Source organism: Streptomyces sp. NPDC007905 (genome assembly GCF_042959345.1).
In the GTDB taxonomy this organism is placed as follows: Bacteria; Actinomycetota; Actinomycetes; order Streptomycetales; family Streptomycetaceae; genus Streptomyces.
Map to the genome: position 1 here is coordinate 282,244 of NZ_JBIBKS010000010.1, position 15,678 is coordinate 297,921.

The following is a 15,678-nucleotide window of genomic DNA, read 5'->3' on the forward strand; positions in this document are numbered from 1 at the left end:
GCATGAAGAACGCAGTGAACGACGGGGTCTGGTCCGGCAGCTGGGTCGCCGAGCGACTCGGTGTCGGACTCGAGGGAGACGACGGGCTGCGGGCCCTGTTGGGGCTCGCGCTGCGCCGCAACCCCAAGCGGGCCCACCTGCTCGTCTCCCACGTGCTCGGCAAGCACGTACCGCAGTCGCCGTCCGTGGTCTACGGCCACGGATTCCGCCTGGGCCGCCGGGTCCACGAGCTGCTCGGCGAGACGCAGGCGGCCTCGGCGGTCGTCCTCGGCTACGCGGAGACCGCCACCGGCCTCGGCCACTCGGTCGCCGACGGCCTGGGCCTCGCCCCGTACCTGCACTCCACGCGTCGCCCGGTGGCCGGGGTCGCCCCAGCGGGCGGCTTCGAGGAGTCCCACTCCCACGCCACCTCCCACCTGCTGCTCCCCGGGGACTCCGCCCTGCTGGCCGGCGACGGCCCGCTGGTCCTCGTCGATGACGAGTTCTCCACCGGCAACACCATCCTCAACACCATTCGTGACCTGCACGAACGCTATCCGCGGGGCCGGTACGTGGTGGTCGCCCTGGTCGACATGCGCTCCGCCGAGGACACCGCCCGCCTGGAGCGGTTCGCCACCGAGATCGGCGCCCGGGTGGACCTCGTCGCGGCCGCCTCCGGGACCGTACGGCTGCCGGAGGAGGTGCTGGAGAAGGGGCGGCAACTGGTCGCGCGGCACGAGACCGTGCCGGACGCGCCCGAGCCGCCGTACGGCCGCATCGCCCGGATCGACCTGCACTGGCCCCACGGGCTGCCCGACGGCGGCCGGCACGGCTTCACGCCCGCCCACCGCGCCCACCTGGAGACCGCGCTGCCCGCCATGGCCGCCCGGGTCGCCGAGGCGCTGCCCACCGCCGCCCGGCGGGTGCTGGTGCTCGGCTTCGAGGAGCTGATGTACGCCCCGCTGCGCATCGCCCGCGAACTGGAACAGATGGTCCCCGCCGAGGTGCGCTTCTCCACCACCACCCGCTCGCCCGTCCTCGCGGTCGACGACCCCGGCTACGCGATACGCACCCGCCTGGTCTTTCCCGCCCACGACGACCCGGCCGACGGTCCCGGCGAGCGCTACGCCTACAACGTCGCGGGCGCCGGTTTCGACGCCGTCGTCGCCGTCGTCGACTCGGCCGCCGACACCCCCGCACTGCACGCCCCCGACGGCCTGCTGGCCCGCCTCGCGGCCCACACCCCGCACGTCCTGCTCGCGGTCGTCCCGTCGTACGTACCCGAGCCCCTCTCCTCTCCCGAAAGGCCGGTCATGCTGCCCGAGCCCCTCCGCGGCCCCGCCTTCTCCTCGTATCCGCCCGAGGAGGTCGGCTGGCTGCTGCAGGACCTCTCGGACGTGGCCCTGGAGGCGCCGACCGAGGAACGCGAGGAGGCCATCCAGAGCGGCGGAGCCCACTACGCCGAGTCGCTCCCGGTGGAGTACCAGCCCAGCGAGCAGTACCAGGAGCTGTTCCACGCGGCCCTGGACGCCTCGGCCGCCCGGCTCGCGCAGGCGGTCGGCGTCGTGACCGACACCGTCGTCGCCGAGCGGTCGCCCCGCCCCGTGCTGGTCTCCCTGGCCCGCGCGGGCACCCCCGTCGGCGTGCTCATGCGCCGCTGGGCCCGGTTCCGGCACGGCCTCGACCTCCCGCACTACGCCGTGTCGATCGTCCGCGGCCGCGGCATCGACGCCAACGCGCTGCGCTGGCTCGCCGCCCACCACGACCCCCGGGACGTCGTCTTCGTCGACGGATGGACCGGCAAGGGCGCCATCAGCCGCGAACTCGCCCAGGCCATCGAGGAGTTCGAGGAGACAGAGGGCATCACCGGCTTCGACCCGGAGATCGCCGTCCTCGCCGACCCGGGCTCCTGCGTACGCACCTACGGCACCCGCGAGGACTTCCTCATCCCGTCCGCCTGCCTCAACTCCACCGTGTCCGGGCTGATTTCACGCACGGTCCTGCGCGCGGACCTGGTCGGCCCGCACGACTTCCACGGCGCGAAGTTCTACCGCGAACTCGCCGGCGCCGACGTCTCCGTGGCCTTCGTCGACGCCGTCTCCGCCCGCTTCCCCGACGTCGCCGACACCGTCGACGCGGCGGTCAAGGAGCTGATGGCCGAGGACCGCAGCCCCACCTGGGCGGGCTGGCGGGCCGTCGAGCGGATCAGCGAGGAGTACGGCATCCACGACGTGAACCTCGTCAAGCCGGGCGTCGGCGAGACCACCCGCGTGCTGCTGCGCCGGGTGCCCTGGAAGATCCTCGCCAAGGCCGGCGCGGGCGCCGACCTCGACCACGTACGGCTGCTCGCCGAACAGCGAGGGGTGCCGGTCGAGGAGGTCGGCGAACTGCCCTACACCTGCGTCGGGCTGATCCACCCCAAGTACACGCGGGGCGCCACGGGCGCCGACGGCAAGGCGGTGAACGTCTGATGCCGGTACTGGTGGCCAGCGACCTCGACCGAACGCTGATCTACTCCTCGGCGGCCCTCGCGCTGACCATGCCGGACGCGCGGGCGCCCCGGCTGCTGTGCGTCGAGGTGCACGAGAGCAAGCCCCTGTCCTACATGACCGAGACCGCGGCCCAGCTGCTGACCGACCTCGGCGACACCGCCGTCTTCGTGCCCACCACGACCCGCACCCGCAAGCAGTACCAGCGCATCAACCTGCCCGGCCCGCCGCCCGCGTACGCGATCTGTGCCAACGGCGGCCATCTGCTGGTCGACGGCGTCACGGACGAGGACTGGCACGCCGGGGTGCTGGCACGGCTTGCCGATGAGTGCGCGCCGCTGGAGGAGATCCGCGAGCACCTGATGCGGACCGCAGACCCCGTCTGGGTGCGTAAGCACCGGGTCGCCGAGGACCTCTTCGCCTACCTGGTCGTCGAACGCGAGCTGCTGTCCGAGGACTGGGTGAAGGAACTGGCCGTATGGGCGGAGATCCGGGGGTGGACCGTCTCGCTCCAGGGCCGCAAGATCTACGCCGTCCCCAAGCCGCTCACCAAGAGCGCCGCCGTGCGCGAGGTCGCCCGGCGCACCGGCGCGGAGCTGACGCTGGCGGCCGGAGACTCCCTGCTCGACGCCGACCTGCTGCTCGCCGCCGACCGGGGCTGGCGGCCCGGACACGGCGAACTGGCCGACAGCGAGTGGACCGCACCGGCGATCAGCGCGCTGCCGGAGCGGGGTGTGCTGGCCGGAGAGCGGATCGTGCGCGAGTTCCTGAAGGCGACACGCGGGTCCGCCTCGGGGGGCCGACACCCGTAGGCCAACACATGGGGGCCAACGTCCGTGGGCCATCACGCGGGGGCCAATACCTGGCGCCACGCGTGCGGTCCACACCCGTGAGCCAACAGCGCGGGCAAACGGCCGTGGGTAAACGGCCGAGGGCACACTGCCGATCGGGGGCCAACGGGCGTCGGTCAACACCCGTGGGCAACTGCCGACCGTAGGCCCACGGGTGTTGACCAACGACCGAAGGCCTAGGGCCGTAAACCAACGGCCGTAAACCAACGGCCGTAACCAACGGCCGTAGGCCCACACCCGTTGATCAGCCGCAGCAGCCCCCGCCGCAGCAACCCCCGCCGCCGGCCCCGCCCGCGCGGGGCGCCGGAGCCGGTGCGGCGGACGAGCTGCCGCCCACGGCCACCGTGGACAGCAGCTTGACCGTGTCCTCATGTCCCGCGGGGCATGAGGCCGGGGCGGCGGACTCCGCCATGGGACGGCTCAGTTCAAAGGTGTCGCCGCAGGTACGGCAGCGGTACTCGTAGCGAGGCATGCGCACAGGTTAACCGGCGGCCCCACCGGACGCGCTCACTCCCTGTCGGGCCGGTCCGTTTCCTCCGTGCTCCTCAGCGCCCGGTTGGCCGGTGGCATCCCGACCTCGGGCTCACGCTTCTCCTGCCCGCCCACCTCGGGGTGCCGGGCCCGCCAGTACGGGTTGTCGTACGGCAGGGACGAGCCGACCCGGCCGTACATGCCGAAGGTCATCAGCGCGATTCCGACGACAAAGCTGAACAGCACGTTCTGGATCTTGAACGCGAGGAAGTTGTTGGGGGTGTCCAACAGGCCGAGCATCAGGAAGCCGTTCAGGATGAACAGCACGCCCAGCACCATGTTCAGCGTGGACGCGAAGTTGCCGCCGATCACCATGCCCACGAAGAGCAGCAGCCCCACGCAGATCGACAGCACGCTCAGCGTGCCGTTGGTGTTGAGGCCCACCACGGTGTCGCCGCCGGTGTCGAAGAACCCGATGTGGTCGATCACACCGAAGATGCCGAAGATGACCAGGAACAGGCCGATCAGGCCCGCACCGATCCGGTAGACCATGTTCAGGCGGTGGTCGACGGGCAGGTGTTCGTCGAACCGGATTCGCCGCCGGGTGGGCTGTTCTGTCCGCGTGTGCGCTGTGGCCATATCCGCCTCCCTCGGGCGCTAGCGGAGGCCATCCGTCCCCTTCAATATCCGCCCGCCCGGCCCGGAGTGCCAACACACACGCTCAGCGGCGGTCGGCTCAGTGCCCCGGGGCGCCCCCGCGCTCTTCCCGGATCTGCGTCACCACCCGGGCCGCCGTCTGCCGCACGGCCTCCGTCTCGGTCAGGAAGTGCCAGTAGTCCGGGTGCCGGCCCTCCAGCGTGCCGACCGCCCGCTCCAGCCGCGCCACCGCGTCGTCCAGCGGCCGCGCGTGCCGCGGATCCGGGGTCGCACGGCCGGTCATCGCCAGCCGCTGGGCGTCCCGAATCGCGAACCGCGTACGCTCGATCTCCTGCTGCGGATCCTTCTGCACCGCGTTGAGCCGGGTCAGCCGGTCACCGGCCGCCGACACCGCCTCGTCCGTCGTGTTCAGCAGCGCCCGTACGGTCGACAGCAGCGAGGTGGCGTCCGGCCAGCGCTGGGCGTCCCGCGCCGCCTGGGCCTCGCGCAGCTTCAGCTCGGCCTGCCGTACGTTCTCCGCGGCCTGCGCGGGCACCTGCTGCAGATCCTGCCAGCACGCGGCCGCGAACCTGCGCCGCAGCTCGCTCAGCACCGGATCGACCTGCCCCGCCCGGGTGGTCAGCGCCTGCGCACGGGTCCGCAGACTCACCAGCCGGTGATCGATCTCGGCCGCCTTCTCCGGCAGTCGCTCCGCCTCCGCCCGGATCGCCGCGGCCTCCCGCTGCACCCGCTCGGCCCGCTCCAGCGTCTGCGTCACCCCGTGCTGACCCGCCCCCTGGTTCAGCCTGGTCAGCTCGGGCGAGAGCGCCGCGAGCCGGGCCGCGAGATCATCGGCCGCCAGGCGCCTGTGCCGTACGGCGTCCAGCGCGTTGCTCGCGCCCAGCAGCGCCTGCCGGGCCCGCTCCACGGCCGGGGCGACCCGGGCGAGTTGGGTCTCGGCCTTGCCGAGCAGCGGCCCCAGCGAACTGCCGAAACGGTCCAGCTCCTGCTTGACCCCGAGCAGTTCGTCCTTGGCCGCGGTCAGTTCGGTGCGCGCCCGGGCGGCCGTCGCGGCCTCCAGATCATCCCGGTCCAGATCATGGGCGTCCACGGCCTGGATGTACCGCTGACTGACCTCGTCGATCCGCGCGCCCAGCGCCTGGAAGTCGGCCACCGCCCGCCGCGCGGCGGGGGAGTCGTCCACGGCCGTGATGGTCTCGACCGAGATCCGGAGGTCCCGCTGGGCGGTGTCGAGTTCGTAGAACGCGGCCGCCGCGGCGTCCTTCGCGGCCTGCGCCTCGGCCCGCTGGCCCTCCGACCGCCCACCGAACCAGCGCCGGGTCCCGCCGCCGGCGAACGCGGCGGGCAGCGCGAGCACGGCCAGCACGGGCAGTCCCATCAGGGTGAGGGTGTCACGCAGAGCCGTGGACCCGCCCCGGGCCCCTACGGTCGACGGCGGGTACGACCGCGTCGATGGCGTGCCCGGTGTGGCCGTCACATCCCTCTCCCGTGCTGTGGTTCGCCGTGGGTGGTGTCATTCTCCCACCTGTTGAGGACGAACACACGGGCCGGTCAGTTCGCCGTGCGGACCGTGACCTTTCCGTTCGAGGAGTGGGCGGACACGGTGTGCGGGCTCCTGTCGTCCCGGGGCACGGACACCGACACCGGCCCGTTGTCCGACCCGGCCTTCACGCGGTAGGCGGCGCGGGGCAGCGCGAGGGTGACCGGGCCGTTGTCGCTGCCGACGTCCACGAGGTCGGGCACGCCGCCGAGTTCGACGTCCACCGAGCCGTTGCTGACGCCGGCCCGCACCCGGCGCGAGGAGACGGCCGCGCGCACCGAGCCGTCGTCGGCCCGCAGGTCCAGCGGTCCCGTGCAGTCGGTGACGCGCACGGCACCGTTGCTGGTGCGGATGCCGAGCGGATCCGCGAAACCGTGCGCCCGCACGCTCCCGTTCCCGTCGACGACCTCGACCCCCACCCCGCGCGGCACCTCGACGCGGTGCCGGGCCGAACAGTCGGCGATGAGCCCGGAGCAGTGCACCCGCAGCACCAGCCGGTCGTCCTTGAAGGACCAGTTCACCTTCGGTCCGCTGCCCACGGTCACCGAACCCTGGAACCACCGGGTGACCTCGACCGTCCCCGTCCTCTTCCCCTTCACGGCGACGATCTCCAGCGCCGAGTCGTCGGAGTCGACGGTGAGGGTACGGCCGTGCAGCGTGAAGGACCGGTGGTCCGGGCGCTCGTCGTCACCGGCGGAGGCCCCACAGCCACTGGCACCGCCGACGAGGACACCGACCAGCAACCCGACGGCGGCCGAGCGAACGGGAACGGTACGGATCATGCGAAAAACTCCCCCTGGGATCGGTCTGCGACGACCGTAATGGATCTACGAAGGGACGGTGATCCGGCCTGCTCCCGGACCGGAGGTAGGGATAACCCCCGCATGGACCGGGGTCCGGCTGTTCGGGTTTGCGGTGCACCGCCACCGGCAATGTAGGCTGTCGACTCGTCCTGGGTGTGGTGTCCGGGAAACGGGTGCGTAGCTCAGGGGTAGAGCGCCTGCCTTACAAGCAGGATGTCGGCGGTTCGAAACCGTCCGCGCCCACACGGGAGGAAGCCCCCGGCCGAGTGCGGCCGGGGGCTTTTCGTGGCACTTCCCGTTCTCTGCGTTCCCTGCGTTCTGTGTGGTCTCGGCGTTCCCAGCCGCTTCCTCGTGGGCGTGTTTCAGCTTCGTGCGGGCCTCGACCCGCTCCGCCGCCGCGACCTCGGCCCAGAAGCGGTGGCAGCTGACGAAGACCGCCAACTCGTGCTCCCGGCGCCGCAGCTTCTCCACCTCGGCCTGCTCGTCCGCCGTCCAGCCGGGGGACGCGGGCCGCTCCACCTTGCGCCAGCCGGTGTCGTCGCTGAAGCCGTCCATCGGCTCGACCGACCAGGGCAGGCGCTTGAGCAGGGCCGACAGCTCGGCCCGGACCTGATGCAGCTCCTCCTGACCGGCGAGGAGGTCACTGGGGAATTCATAGGTCGTAGCCACGCGGCAATGCTACGCCTGTTCGATTTTGGGTGGCGAGTTCGGTTGCGAGGTTCAGGCGAACGGGTGTTCAGGGCCGGGAGCCTGACGTCAGCCGGCCGGCAGGCCCACTCGCGCGGCCAGGCTGCCCAGCGCCGCGTGCAGTGCCTCGCGCTCGGACTGGCCGAGGTGGGCGGTCAGTTCGGCGTCCAGGGCCCGGGCCTCGGTCGTGCAGGCGGCCAGGAGTTCCTGGCCGTGATCGGTCAGGGTGAGTACCTGGCGACGGCGGTCCTGTGGGTCGCGCACCCGCCGCACCGCGCCGAGGGTCTCCAGGTGGTCGGCGAGGGCGACCACCAGGCTGGGCGCCACGCCGAGGCGGCCTGCCAGGTCCTGCTGCGAGGCGAACGAGCCCTGGCCGAGGGCCGTGAGCAGCCCCACGTGCTTGGGCTTGAGGTCGTGGCGCTCTATGCGCTCGGCGAAGCGGTCGCCGACCACCGCACCCAGCGTGCCGAGCCGGAACACCAGGGTGTCCGGCAGTCCTGCGGAGCCCTTGACGTCACTCATGCCCGGGATGATAGCTTCCGACTAATCATTCACAGTGAGAATGATTCTTGTGATGACTTAATAGAGTTGCTCGGGAAGGCTGGGGGACATGTCCGTATCGACCGCGCATCTGGTGATCAGCCTGCTCAACGCGCTCGTCGCCCTCGTATCGGGGGTTTCCGGCGTCGTGGGGATGGCACGGCCGGCCATGGCCCTCGCGGAGGGTGAGTCCCTCAACTCGGGCGTGGTGTTCTTCGCCCGTGCCTACGCCGTCCGGGCCGTCCCGCTCAGCGTCGTCATGCTGGTGCTGCTCGCCGCCGGATCCTGGGGCTCGCTCGGGCCGGTGCTGGTCGTCGGCGGCCTGGTGCAGCTGGGCGACGCCGCGATCGGCGCCGCCCGCCGCAACACGGGCATGCTGATCACCACGGGCGGGCTCGCCGCGGTGCATCTGCTGTCGGCCCAGTGGCTGCTGAGCCACTGAGCCGACGGGGACTTCAGCGGCCGGCCGCGCGCAGCTCCGTCACCAGGCGGGTCGTCACCGGCACCGGTACGCTGTGGCGGTCCGCCGCACGCAGCAACGCTCCGCCGATGGCGTCGAGTTCGAGCGGGCGCCCCGCCTCGGCGTCGCGTTGCATGGAGGACTTGGCGGAGGGCGGGAAGGCGTCGAACCGGGACAGGGCCTGGGCCGGGTCGGCGGGGGCGCCGCAGGCGCGGCTCACCGCGGTGGTCTCGGCGACCAGGGACTCCAGTTCCTCGCGGTGGCGGGTGCGGGCTTCGCCGAGGGGGAGGCCGTAGCGGGTGGTGAGCAGGGCGAAGGGCGCGAGGAAGGTCATTTTCGCCCACAGGGCCGCCACCTCGTCCTCGAGGACGCGGCTGGTCGCGCCGGCGGCGGTGAGCACGGCGGCGAGGGAGTCTAGGCGGGAGCGGGGTACGCCGTCCCCCGCCAGGTCGATCTCCACGAACGGGCTGCCGTGTTCGATCACGCCGGGGGTCACGCGGGTCGACTCCACTCGGATCACGCCGGGGGCCACGCGGTCGGGACGGCAGCGGGCGCGCAGGGCCGCGGGGTGCTCGACGCCGTTCAGGAGCGGTACGACGAGGGCGTCGCCGAGGACGGCGGGCGGGACACGGGTGAGGGCGGTGTCCAGGGTGGTGTGCTTGACGGTGACCAGGCAGGCGTCCACCGGTTCGCGCAGCTCGGTGTCCGCTTCGACGGGTGCGGTGAAGTCGCCGAACTGGCGGCTGCGGACCTGGATTCCGGTGTTGCGCAGGGTGTCGGCCGTGGCTTCCCGGGCCAGACAGACGACCCGGTGCCCGGCGCGGGACAGCAGGGCGGCGAGGAGGCCGCCGGTGCCGCCGGGGCCGAGGACGGCCACGGTGCGCTTCGTCGTCATGAGGTGTTCCTCTCGTCGGTCGGCCCCGGGGTTCGGTGGCCGCCTTCGGCGTGATCCTCGCAGGGCGGCGCGGGGTGCGTGAGACTGGGGGCATGTGCCGGAGTATCAAGACGTTGCGTCCGCCCGTTCTGCCCGGTGAGGCCACCGAGGACGACATCCGGGCCGCCGCGCTGCAATACGTGCGGAAGGTCTCGGGGTTCAGGGCGCCCGCCGCCCACAACCGCGAGGTGTTCGATCGGGCCGTGGAGGCCGTGGCGGAGGCCACGGCGGAGCTGCTCGGGGGGCTGGAGGTGCGGGGGCAGTCCGTGCGGGAGGCCGGGTAGGGGCGTTGTCGGGGGCGATGCGATGCCCGAGTCGTCGGCCACGGCTGCCCGTGGGGCGCCCGGGGGGCTTGAGTCTCCCGCAGGGGGAGACGCGAAGGTGGGGGGATGGACGGCGGCACTCTGTACTCGATCGGTGAACTGGCCCGGCGTACCGGGCTGACGATCAAGACGATCCGGTTCTACTCCGATCGCGGTCTGGTGTCGCCGGCCGACCGCACCCCCGCCGGTCACCGCCGCTACGGCCCCGACGCCGTCGCCCGCCTCGCCCTCGTACGGACCCTGCGCGACCTGGGCCTCGGCCTCGACACGGTCCGCCGTGTCCTGGACCGGGACCTCCCGCTCGGCCGGGTCGCCGCGGAGCATGCCGCCGCCCTGGACGCGCAGATCGGCATCCTGCGGCTGCGACGCGCGGTGCTGCTCGCGGCTGCCGGGAGCGGGGCCACCTTCGAGGAGATGGAACGCATGCACCAGCTCGCCACGCTGTCCGAAGTGGAACGGCAGCGGCTCATCGACGACTTTCTCGGCTCCGTCTTCGACGGCCGGCCGGACCGTACGGGCCCTGCCGCCGCCGTTCGGCGCTCCCTGACCCCCGAGCTGTCCGACCGGCCCACGGAGGAACAGGTCACGGCGTGGGTGGAGTTGGCGGAACTGTCCCTGGACCCGGACTTCCGTGCCGGGATGCGGCGGCTGGTCGAGGACCATGTGGCCGGACCGCCCGACGGCGCCGCCCCGGCACCGCCGCGCCCGGACGTCGTCGCCGTCACCCGCGACCTCGTGGCGGCGGCCGTGTCCTCAGCGGTCGATCCGGAGTCGCCGCAGGCCGGGCTCGTCGTCGCGCGGCTCACCGCGGCCTGCGCGCGCGCCGTCGGCCATGCCGACGACGCCGGGCTGCGCGACTGGCTGTCGGACCGGCTGACCGCCGCGGCCGATCCCCGCTGGGACCGGTACGGCCGTCTCCTCGCCCGGATCAGCGGCTGGCCCGACCCGGAACCCCTGGCGCCCGCGATCGACTGGGCCGTCCGGGCGCTGGGCGCGGGGGCGGCCTCATGACCGGTTCGCCGAGCGACCGCACGGACCGTGTGCCCACGACCCGGCTGGAAGCGGCCGCCACCGCCTCGGAACCCGCTCTGCTCCTGCGGCCGTGGGAGCCCGGGGACGCCGCAGCGCTGATCGGGGCGTACCGGGACGACGCTCTGCGCCGCTGGACGCGTTCGGTCGTGGAGGACGAGGCGGGCGCGGTGCGGTGGATCCAGGAGCAGCGGCGCGGGTGGGAGACCGGGCGCCGGTTCGGCTTCGCCGTCGTGGAGTCCGGCGCCGCGCCGTCGCGGTTGCTGGGGCACGCGGTTTTGAAGGTGGCCGCGGCTCCCGGCGCCTCCTTGGCCGAGGTCGGCTACTGGACCGCCGCCCCTGCGCGCGGCCGGGGCGTGGCACCGAGGGCGCTGCGGGCGCTGACCGACTGGGCGTTCGCGGCCTTCGGTGGCGAGGGGTTGGCCCGGCTCGAGTTGCTCCACCAGGTGGACAATCCGGCGTCGTGCCGTGTCGCGCAGAAGTGCGGGTACGAGCTGACCGGGTTGCTGCCCGCGGCGCCGCCCGCTCACCCCCTCGACGGGCATGTGCATGTGCGGGAGTACCGCCCCTGACCGTGCGGACCCTCCTTTCCTGTGGGCGGTCTGCCGCCAGGCGCCCCATGGAGGCGCGCCTTCCGGAATCCGATCTGCGGGGTACGGCGGACCCGCTGCTCGCGGGACTGCCGAGGAGCGGCGGCTGCCGGCCGCACCGTGGGCGGTCACGAAGGCGGAGAGCTGGGCGTGACACCTCGGCCCCACTGTCTGATCGACCGTCAAGCCGTGCTGCACGCAAACAGGTTGGTGGTCGGCGTGCCGACGGAGGGTGTGCACCGGGTGACCGCAGGGGGCGCCCCTCGGGGAGTGGATTCGGTCACGTTTTCGGGCGCCGACGTGGCGGCGCGGGCGGTCCCACGTGCGGCTGCGGCCGATGCGGAACCGCGAGCGGAAGCGGAACGATGGCCAAATGTTGAACTTGCAAGCATTGATTAGGTTCACCTAACCTGGGTTCCTCGTTCGGTACCCCACCCCCACGATCGGCCGGGCGTGTTCTGTCCGGCCGCGCCGGACGGACGGCCCGGCCGCACCGAAGAGGAGAACCATCGTCATGACCGCACGCCTCACCTCGGCTCAGCCGTACGTGCTCGGGCTCTTCCGCATCGTCGTCGGCCTGCTGTTCGCCGTGCACGGTGCCGCCTCGCTCTTCGGCGTTCTCGGCGGCGCCATGGGCACCAACGGCGGCACGATCCCGTCCGGTACCTGGCCCGGCTGGTACGCGGCCGTGATCCAGCTGGTCGCCGGCGGCCTCGTCCTGCTCGGCCTCGGTACCCGCGGTGCCGCCCTGATCGCCTCGGGCTCGATGGCGTACGCGTACTTCGACGTCCACCAGCAGGCCGCCCTGTGGCCCCTCCAGAACGGCGGCGAGCTGCCCGTCCTGTTCTGCTGGTCGTTCTTCCTGCTGGTCTTCACCGGGTCCGGCGCCTTCGGCCTCGACCGGCTCCTCACCCGGCGTACGCCCGCGACGCGGCAGCCGGCCGCCGATCAGGCTCCGATGAGCGCCTGACGGACCCGCGCACGACGGCGCCTCTCCCCTCACGGGCAGCGGTGCCGTCACGCGTGCGGGCGCGAAAGTGAAAACCCCGTTTCGATCACATGTGCCCCCAAGGACCTCCTGTCACAGCACCCGCGTACGCTGTATGGCTGTCATCGGGGGAGCAACGGGGGAGTCGCAGTGCGGGAGAGCCTGGGGTCACTGGCCGCCGGCCCATGGATCTACGCCATGGTGGCCCTGTCGGTGCTGCTCGACGTGTTCGTGCCGGTGCTGCCGAGCGGCGTACTCGTCATCACGGCGGCCACCGCGGCGGCGGCGGGATCGGGCGCGGCGGCGGGACAGGTGCCGCACGACGTGCCGGACATCCTCGCCCTGACCCTCTCCGCCGCGACCGCCTCGGTCCTCGGCGATCTGGTCGCCTACCGGCTGGCCTGGCGGGGCGGTGAGCGCCTGGACCGCGCGATAGCCCGTTCCCGCCGCCTGACCGCCGCGCAGGAACGTCTCGGCGAGGCCCTGTCCCGGGGCGGCGGCGCCCTGGTCGTCCTGGCCCGTTTCGCGCCCGCCGGCCGCTCGGTCGTCTCGTTCTGCGCGGGCGCCGCCCACCGCCGCGTCCGCGACTTCCTCCCCTGGTCCGCGCTGGCCGGTCTGTCCTGGGCCGCCTACAGCGTGGCCCTCGGCTATTTCGGCGCCCGATGGTTGGGCGCCACCTGGCTGGCCGCGGGGGTGTCGGTGGCGGCTCTGTTCGGGGCCGGGGCCGCGGCCGGGCTCCTGGTGCGGCGCCGGCCGGCGTAGCCGTCCGCATACGGGTCCGCCCTCCCCGACCGTGCGCACACCGCGGTCGAGGAGGGCGACGGGGCTCGGTGATCAGCAGCTCGCCAGGTCGTTCGTCAGCGCGGTCTTCTCCGCGGAGTCGACCGAGAGGTCGTAGTAGTACTTCACCTGGACCCAGGCGCGGACGTAGGTGCAGACGTACGCGGAGCGGGACGGGATCCAGGTGGCCGGGTCCTGGTCGCCCTTGGCCTGATTGACGTTGTCCGTGACCGCGAGGAGCTGGGGGCGGGTGACGTCGTTGGCGAAGGCCTGGCGCTGGGCGGTGGTCCACTTGCTCGCGCCGGAGTCCCAGGCCTCGGCGAGCGGCACGAGGTGGTCGATGTCGAGGTCGGAGGCGGCGGTCCAGGTGGCGCCGTCGTAGGGGGAGTACCAACTGCCGCTCTTGGCCGCGCAGGCGGAGTCGGTGACGACGTTCGTGCCGTCGCGCTTGAGGATGTACTCGCGGGTGTTGCAGGTGCCCGAGATGGTGATCCACGTCGGGAACAGGTCGCGGTTGTAGCCGGTGCGGTTCTCGGTGGCCACGGTGAGCTGGGAGAGATAGCTGCGGGCGGTGGCGGCGCTGACCGGCGTGGGGAGGGCGGCGGAGGCGCTCGGGGAGTTGAACAGGGCGGCGGAGGCTATCAGGCCGGTGAGGGCTGCGAGTATGCTCAGCCGTCGACGCGCGTAGAACTTTGCGGGGCGAGTCATGCGAACTCCCTTGTGGGGTGGGGGCGTTGGAGCGCGAGCGAGGGAATGCTCGCGGCGCCGTATTGCCGGGGGGTGAGCGCCGGGTAAGAAGTTAGTGTCATGTGCATGACACGACAAGGTTCACGAGCGAACTTTCCCTCGCGTACCATGGGCGGCGCAGAAGGGGAGTAGCTCTTCGCCGGACCGTCGACATACTGCTCAGCCAGCCTGAGCCGGCGCCCGGAGGCGGATCCCGTGCGGACCGCCCAGCGAGACCTTCGGCAAGCAGTGCACGCCCGCGCCTCACGGCGCGGGCGCCGAGTGCGCTGCCGTGCCGAGGTGTCTCATGTGAGGTTCAGCACTCTCGGTGGGGCAGCCCCGACCGATTGAGGAATCTTGATCAGCATCACCGTGACGGCGCTCGTCTTCGGCGTCATCTTCCTCGCCGAACTGCCGGACAAGACCGCGCTCGCCGGCCTCGTCCTCGGCACCCGCTACCGGGCCTCGTACGTCTTCGCGGGCGTCGCCGCCGCCTTCCTGCTGCACGTCGTGCTCGCCGTCGCGGCCGGCAGCGTGCTGACCCTGCTGCCCCAGCAGCTCGTGCACGCGCTCACAGGCGTCCTCTTCCTCGGCGGCGCGGCGGTGCTGCTGCTGCAGAAGGGCGGGGCCGATGACGACGCGGAGATCCGCAAGCCCGCCGACCAGTCCTTCTGGAAGGTCGCGGGGACCGGCTTCATGCTCATCCTCGTCGCCGAGTTCGGTGACCTCACCCAGATCATGACGGCCAACCTCGCCGCCCGGTACGACGACCCGATCTCCGTGGGGGTCGGCGCGGTCCTCGGCCTGTGGGTGGTGGCCGGGCTCGGCATCGTCGGCGGAAAGGCCCTGATGAAGCGGGTTCCGCTGCGGCTGATCACGCAGATCGCGGCCCTGCTGATGCTCGCGCTCGGTGTGTGGAGCCTGTACGAAGCCGTGGCGGGCTGAGCCGAACGGCGGTGAAGCCTTAGGCGGAGGCGCAGCGCAGGCGCAGGCGCAGGCGGTGGCGGGATCGGGTCCCAGTTTTGTACCGTGGGGAAACAAAGTGGCTCCCGCCCGTTTTCCCTGACCGGCGGGCGGGGCCGCCTTGTCCCCTTCTTCGTCCCTGGAGCTGCCGATGCCGGCCACCGTCCTCACCGCCCGTGCCCTCCTGCTCGACATGGACGGCACCCTCGTCAACTCGGACGCCGTGGTCGAGCGCATCTGGCGGCGCTGGGCCGAGCGGCACGGGCTGGACGGCGACGAGGTGATGAAGGTCGTCCACGGCAGGCAGGGCCACGCCTCGATGGCGGTGCTGCTGCCCGACCGGCCCATGGAGCAGAACCTCGCCGACAACGCCCGCCTGCTCGCGGAGGAGACCGCCGACCTGGACGGCGTGGTCGAGGTCCCCGGCGCGGCCGCCTTCCTCGCCTCCCTGGACGGCCTGCCGCACGCCCTGGTCACCTCCGCCGACGTCGCCCTGTCCACCGCGCGCATGGCCGCCGCCCGACTGCCGCTGCCCGAGGTGCGCATCACGGCCGAGTCGGTCGGCGCGAGCAAGCCCGACCCGGAGGGGTTCCTGAAGGGCGCCGCCGAACTGGGCGTCGAACCGGCGGACTGCGTCGTCTTCGAGGACTCCGGCGCCGGTGTCGCGGCCGGCCGGGCCGCCGGGGCGAGGGTCGTCGGGGTGGGGCCGCGGGCCGGGTTCCACCGGCCGGATGCCGTGGTGCGGGATCTCACGCAGGTGCGGGTCGAGGCCGTGGGGGACGGGGTGATCCGGCTGCACCTGGGGTGAGCCGGGGTTCAGGTGGCGGGTCGGGTCCGTGCCGGGTGCGGCCGAGGCCTCGGCCGGCTG

The 15,678-nt window shown here is 72.6% G+C and carries 18 protein-coding genes and 1 tRNA gene; 12 read left to right on the forward strand and 7 right to left on the reverse strand.

What is annotated here, in order from left to right:
• The first annotated feature begins 2 nt into the window (after nucleotides 1-2).
• Both ACFZDC_RS20170 and ACFZDC_RS20175 read left to right on the forward strand, forming a co-directional pair.
• On the forward strand, nucleotides 3-2,450 hold the full coding sequence (locus tag ACFZDC_RS20170) for a phosphoribosyltransferase domain-containing protein (protein ID WP_391325552.1): 2,448 nt from the start codon (nucleotides 3-5) through the stop codon (nucleotides 2,448-2,450).
• Nucleotides 2,450-3,280, forward strand: a complete 831-nt coding sequence (locus tag ACFZDC_RS20175) for an HAD family hydrolase (protein ID WP_391325554.1) — start codon at nucleotides 2,450-2,452, stop codon at nucleotides 3,278-3,280. The genes ACFZDC_RS20170 and ACFZDC_RS20175 overlap by 1 nt, the downstream gene beginning before the upstream one ends.
• A 283-nt stretch (nucleotides 3,281-3,563) precedes the next feature.
• Here ACFZDC_RS20175 and ACFZDC_RS20180 read toward each other — a convergent pair whose 3' ends face one another.
• The 4 genes from ACFZDC_RS20180 to ACFZDC_RS20195 all read right to left on the reverse strand — a co-directional run bounded on the left by ACFZDC_RS20180 (nucleotide 3,564) and on the right by ACFZDC_RS20195 (nucleotide 6,769).
• Entirely contained in the window at nucleotides 3,564-3,791 is a 228-nt protein-coding gene (locus ACFZDC_RS20180) for an FmdB family zinc ribbon protein (protein WP_391325556.1), read from the reverse strand.
• A 35-nt stretch (nucleotides 3,792-3,826) separates the two neighbouring features.
• Nucleotides 3,827-4,429: a DUF4383 domain-containing protein gene (locus ACFZDC_RS20185; protein ID WP_391325558.1), complete on the reverse strand. Its 603-nt coding sequence runs from the start codon at nucleotides 4,427-4,429 to the stop codon at nucleotides 3,827-3,829.
• 97 nt (nucleotides 4,430-4,526) lie between these two features.
• On the reverse strand, nucleotides 4,527-5,924 hold the full coding sequence (locus tag ACFZDC_RS20190; RefSeq protein WP_391325559.1) for a hypothetical protein: 1,398 nt from the start codon (nucleotides 5,922-5,924) through the stop codon (nucleotides 4,527-4,529).
• A 74-nt stretch (nucleotides 5,925-5,998) separates the two neighbouring features.
• Nucleotides 5,999-6,769 carry a hypothetical protein gene (locus ACFZDC_RS20195; RefSeq protein ID WP_391325561.1) on the reverse strand — a complete coding sequence of 257 codons (771 nt, stop codon included), beginning with the start codon at nucleotides 6,767-6,769 and terminating at the stop codon, nucleotides 5,999-6,001.
• A gap of 192 nt (nucleotides 6,770-6,961) precedes the next feature.
• Between ACFZDC_RS20195 and ACFZDC_RS20200 the strand changes: the two genes are divergently transcribed.
• Together ACFZDC_RS20200 and ACFZDC_RS20205 are read left to right on the forward strand one after the other, a co-directional pair.
• A tRNA-Val gene (locus ACFZDC_RS20200) sits at nucleotides 6,962-7,033 on the forward strand.
• A 127-nt stretch (nucleotides 7,034-7,160) separates the two neighbouring features.
• Nucleotides 7,161-7,403 carry a hypothetical protein gene (locus ACFZDC_RS20205; protein WP_391325563.1) on the forward strand — a complete coding sequence of 81 codons (243 nt, stop codon included), beginning with the start codon at nucleotides 7,161-7,163 and terminating at the stop codon, nucleotides 7,401-7,403.
• 143 nt (nucleotides 7,404-7,546) lie between these two features.
• Here the strand turns inward: ACFZDC_RS20205 and ACFZDC_RS20210 are convergent, their stop codons facing one another.
• Nucleotides 7,547-7,999: a MarR family transcriptional regulator gene (locus ACFZDC_RS20210; RefSeq protein ID WP_391325565.1), complete on the reverse strand. Its 453-nt coding sequence runs from the start codon at nucleotides 7,997-7,999 to the stop codon at nucleotides 7,547-7,549.
• An 88-nt stretch (nucleotides 8,000-8,087) separates the two neighbouring features.
• On the opposite strand from ACFZDC_RS20210, the gene ACFZDC_RS20215 reads away from it, so the two are divergent.
• Nucleotides 8,088-8,459, forward strand: a complete 372-nt coding sequence (locus tag ACFZDC_RS20215; RefSeq protein ID WP_391325567.1) for a hypothetical protein — start codon at nucleotides 8,088-8,090, stop codon at nucleotides 8,457-8,459.
• Nucleotides 8,460-8,472: 13 nt separating this feature from the next.
• On the opposite strand, the gene ACFZDC_RS20220 is transcribed toward ACFZDC_RS20215, so the two are convergent.
• Complete coding sequence (locus ACFZDC_RS20220; RefSeq protein WP_391325569.1) at nucleotides 8,473-9,372, reverse strand: 2-dehydropantoate 2-reductase; 900 nt, start codon at nucleotides 9,370-9,372, stop codon at nucleotides 8,473-8,475.
• A 92-nt stretch (nucleotides 9,373-9,464) separates the two neighbouring features.
• Here ACFZDC_RS20220 and ACFZDC_RS20225 point away from each other — a divergent pair, with 92 nt between their 5' ends.
• The 5 genes from ACFZDC_RS20225 to ACFZDC_RS20245 all read left to right on the forward strand — a co-directional run bounded on the left by ACFZDC_RS20225 (nucleotide 9,465) and on the right by ACFZDC_RS20245 (nucleotide 13,103).
• Complete coding sequence (locus ACFZDC_RS20225) at nucleotides 9,465-9,695, forward strand: DUF2277 family protein (protein WP_391325571.1); 231 nt, start codon at nucleotides 9,465-9,467, stop codon at nucleotides 9,693-9,695.
• 105 nt (nucleotides 9,696-9,800) lie between these two features.
• Nucleotides 9,801-10,745, forward strand: a complete 945-nt coding sequence (locus tag ACFZDC_RS20230) for a MerR family transcriptional regulator (protein WP_391325573.1) — start codon at nucleotides 9,801-9,803, stop codon at nucleotides 10,743-10,745.
• Entirely contained in the window at nucleotides 10,742-11,335 is a 594-nt protein-coding gene (locus ACFZDC_RS20235) for a GNAT family N-acetyltransferase (RefSeq protein ID WP_391325575.1), read from the forward strand. Before ACFZDC_RS20230 ends, ACFZDC_RS20235 begins: the two co-directional genes overlap by 4 nt.
• A 532-nt stretch (nucleotides 11,336-11,867) precedes the next feature.
• Nucleotides 11,868-12,323: a DoxX family membrane protein gene (locus ACFZDC_RS20240; protein WP_391325576.1), complete on the forward strand. Its 456-nt coding sequence runs from the start codon at nucleotides 11,868-11,870 to the stop codon at nucleotides 12,321-12,323.
• A 168-nt stretch (nucleotides 12,324-12,491) separates the two neighbouring features.
• Nucleotides 12,492-13,103 carry a VTT domain-containing protein gene (locus ACFZDC_RS20245; protein WP_391325578.1) on the forward strand — a complete coding sequence of 204 codons (612 nt, stop codon included), beginning with the start codon at nucleotides 12,492-12,494 and terminating at the stop codon, nucleotides 13,101-13,103.
• A gap of 72 nt (nucleotides 13,104-13,175) precedes the next feature.
• On the opposite strand, the gene ACFZDC_RS20250 is transcribed toward ACFZDC_RS20245, so the two are convergent.
• A complete protein-coding gene (locus ACFZDC_RS20250) occupies nucleotides 13,176-13,829 on the reverse strand; it encodes a DUF1524 domain-containing protein (protein ID WP_391325580.1) in 654 nt (217 codons plus the stop codon).
• 375 nt (nucleotides 13,830-14,204) lie between these two features.
• Between ACFZDC_RS20250 and ACFZDC_RS20255 the strand changes: the two genes are divergently transcribed.
• Both ACFZDC_RS20255 and ACFZDC_RS20260 read left to right on the forward strand, forming a co-directional pair.
• Entirely contained in the window at nucleotides 14,205-14,792 is a 588-nt protein-coding gene (locus ACFZDC_RS20255) for a TMEM165/GDT1 family protein (RefSeq protein WP_391325582.1), read from the forward strand.
• Between the two features lie 169 nt (nucleotides 14,793-14,961).
• Nucleotides 14,962-15,618 carry an HAD-IA family hydrolase gene (locus ACFZDC_RS20260; protein WP_391325585.1) on the forward strand — a complete coding sequence of 219 codons (657 nt, stop codon included), beginning with the start codon at nucleotides 14,962-14,964 and terminating at the stop codon, nucleotides 15,616-15,618.
• Nucleotides 15,619-15,678: the final 60 nt, after the last annotated feature.

What these genes read in the sequence shown, in the direction of transcription:
- ACFZDC_RS20250 (WP_391325580.1), bottom strand. Translation starts at nt 13,829, where the DNA reads ATGACTCGCCCCGCAAAGTTCTACGCGCGTCGACGGCTGAGCATACTC.
- ACFZDC_RS20240 (WP_391325576.1), top strand. Translation starts at nt 11,868, where the DNA reads ATGACCGCACGCCTCACCTCGGCTCAGCCGTACGTGCTCGGGCTCTTC.
- ACFZDC_RS20215 (WP_391325567.1), top strand. Translation starts at nt 8,088, where the DNA reads ATGTCCGTATCGACCGCGCATCTGGTGATCAGCCTGCTCAACGCGCTC.
- ACFZDC_RS20225 (WP_391325571.1), top strand. Translation starts at nt 9,465, where the DNA reads ATGTGCCGGAGTATCAAGACGTTGCGTCCGCCCGTTCTGCCCGGTGAG.
- ACFZDC_RS20180 (WP_391325556.1), bottom strand. Translation starts at nt 3,791, where the DNA reads ATGCCTCGCTACGAGTACCGCTGCCGTACCTGCGGCGACACCTTTGAA.
- ACFZDC_RS20195 (WP_391325561.1), bottom strand. Translation starts at nt 6,769, where the DNA reads ATGATCCGTACCGTTCCCGTTCGCTCGGCCGCCGTCGGGTTGCTGGTC.
- ACFZDC_RS20170 (WP_391325552.1), top strand. Translation starts at nt 3, where the DNA reads ATGAAGAACGCAGTGAACGACGGGGTCTGGTCCGGCAGCTGGGTCGCC.
- ACFZDC_RS20235 (WP_391325575.1), top strand. Translation starts at nt 10,742, where the DNA reads ATGACCGGTTCGCCGAGCGACCGCACGGACCGTGTGCCCACGACCCGG.
- ACFZDC_RS20185 (WP_391325558.1), bottom strand. Translation starts at nt 4,429, where the DNA reads ATGGCCACAGCGCACACGCGGACAGAACAGCCCACCCGGCGGCGAATC.
- ACFZDC_RS20260 (WP_391325585.1), top strand. Translation starts at nt 14,962, where the DNA reads ATGCCGGCCACCGTCCTCACCGCCCGTGCCCTCCTGCTCGACATGGAC.
- ACFZDC_RS20175 (WP_391325554.1), top strand. Translation starts at nt 2,450, where the DNA reads ATGCCGGTACTGGTGGCCAGCGACCTCGACCGAACGCTGATCTACTCC.
- ACFZDC_RS20220 (WP_391325569.1), bottom strand. Translation starts at nt 9,372, where the DNA reads ATGACGACGAAGCGCACCGTGGCCGTCCTCGGCCCCGGCGGCACCGGC.
- ACFZDC_RS20210 (WP_391325565.1), bottom strand. Translation starts at nt 7,999, where the DNA reads ATGAGTGACGTCAAGGGCTCCGCAGGACTGCCGGACACCCTGGTGTTC.
- ACFZDC_RS20230 (WP_391325573.1), top strand. Translation starts at nt 9,801, where the DNA reads ATGGACGGCGGCACTCTGTACTCGATCGGTGAACTGGCCCGGCGTACC.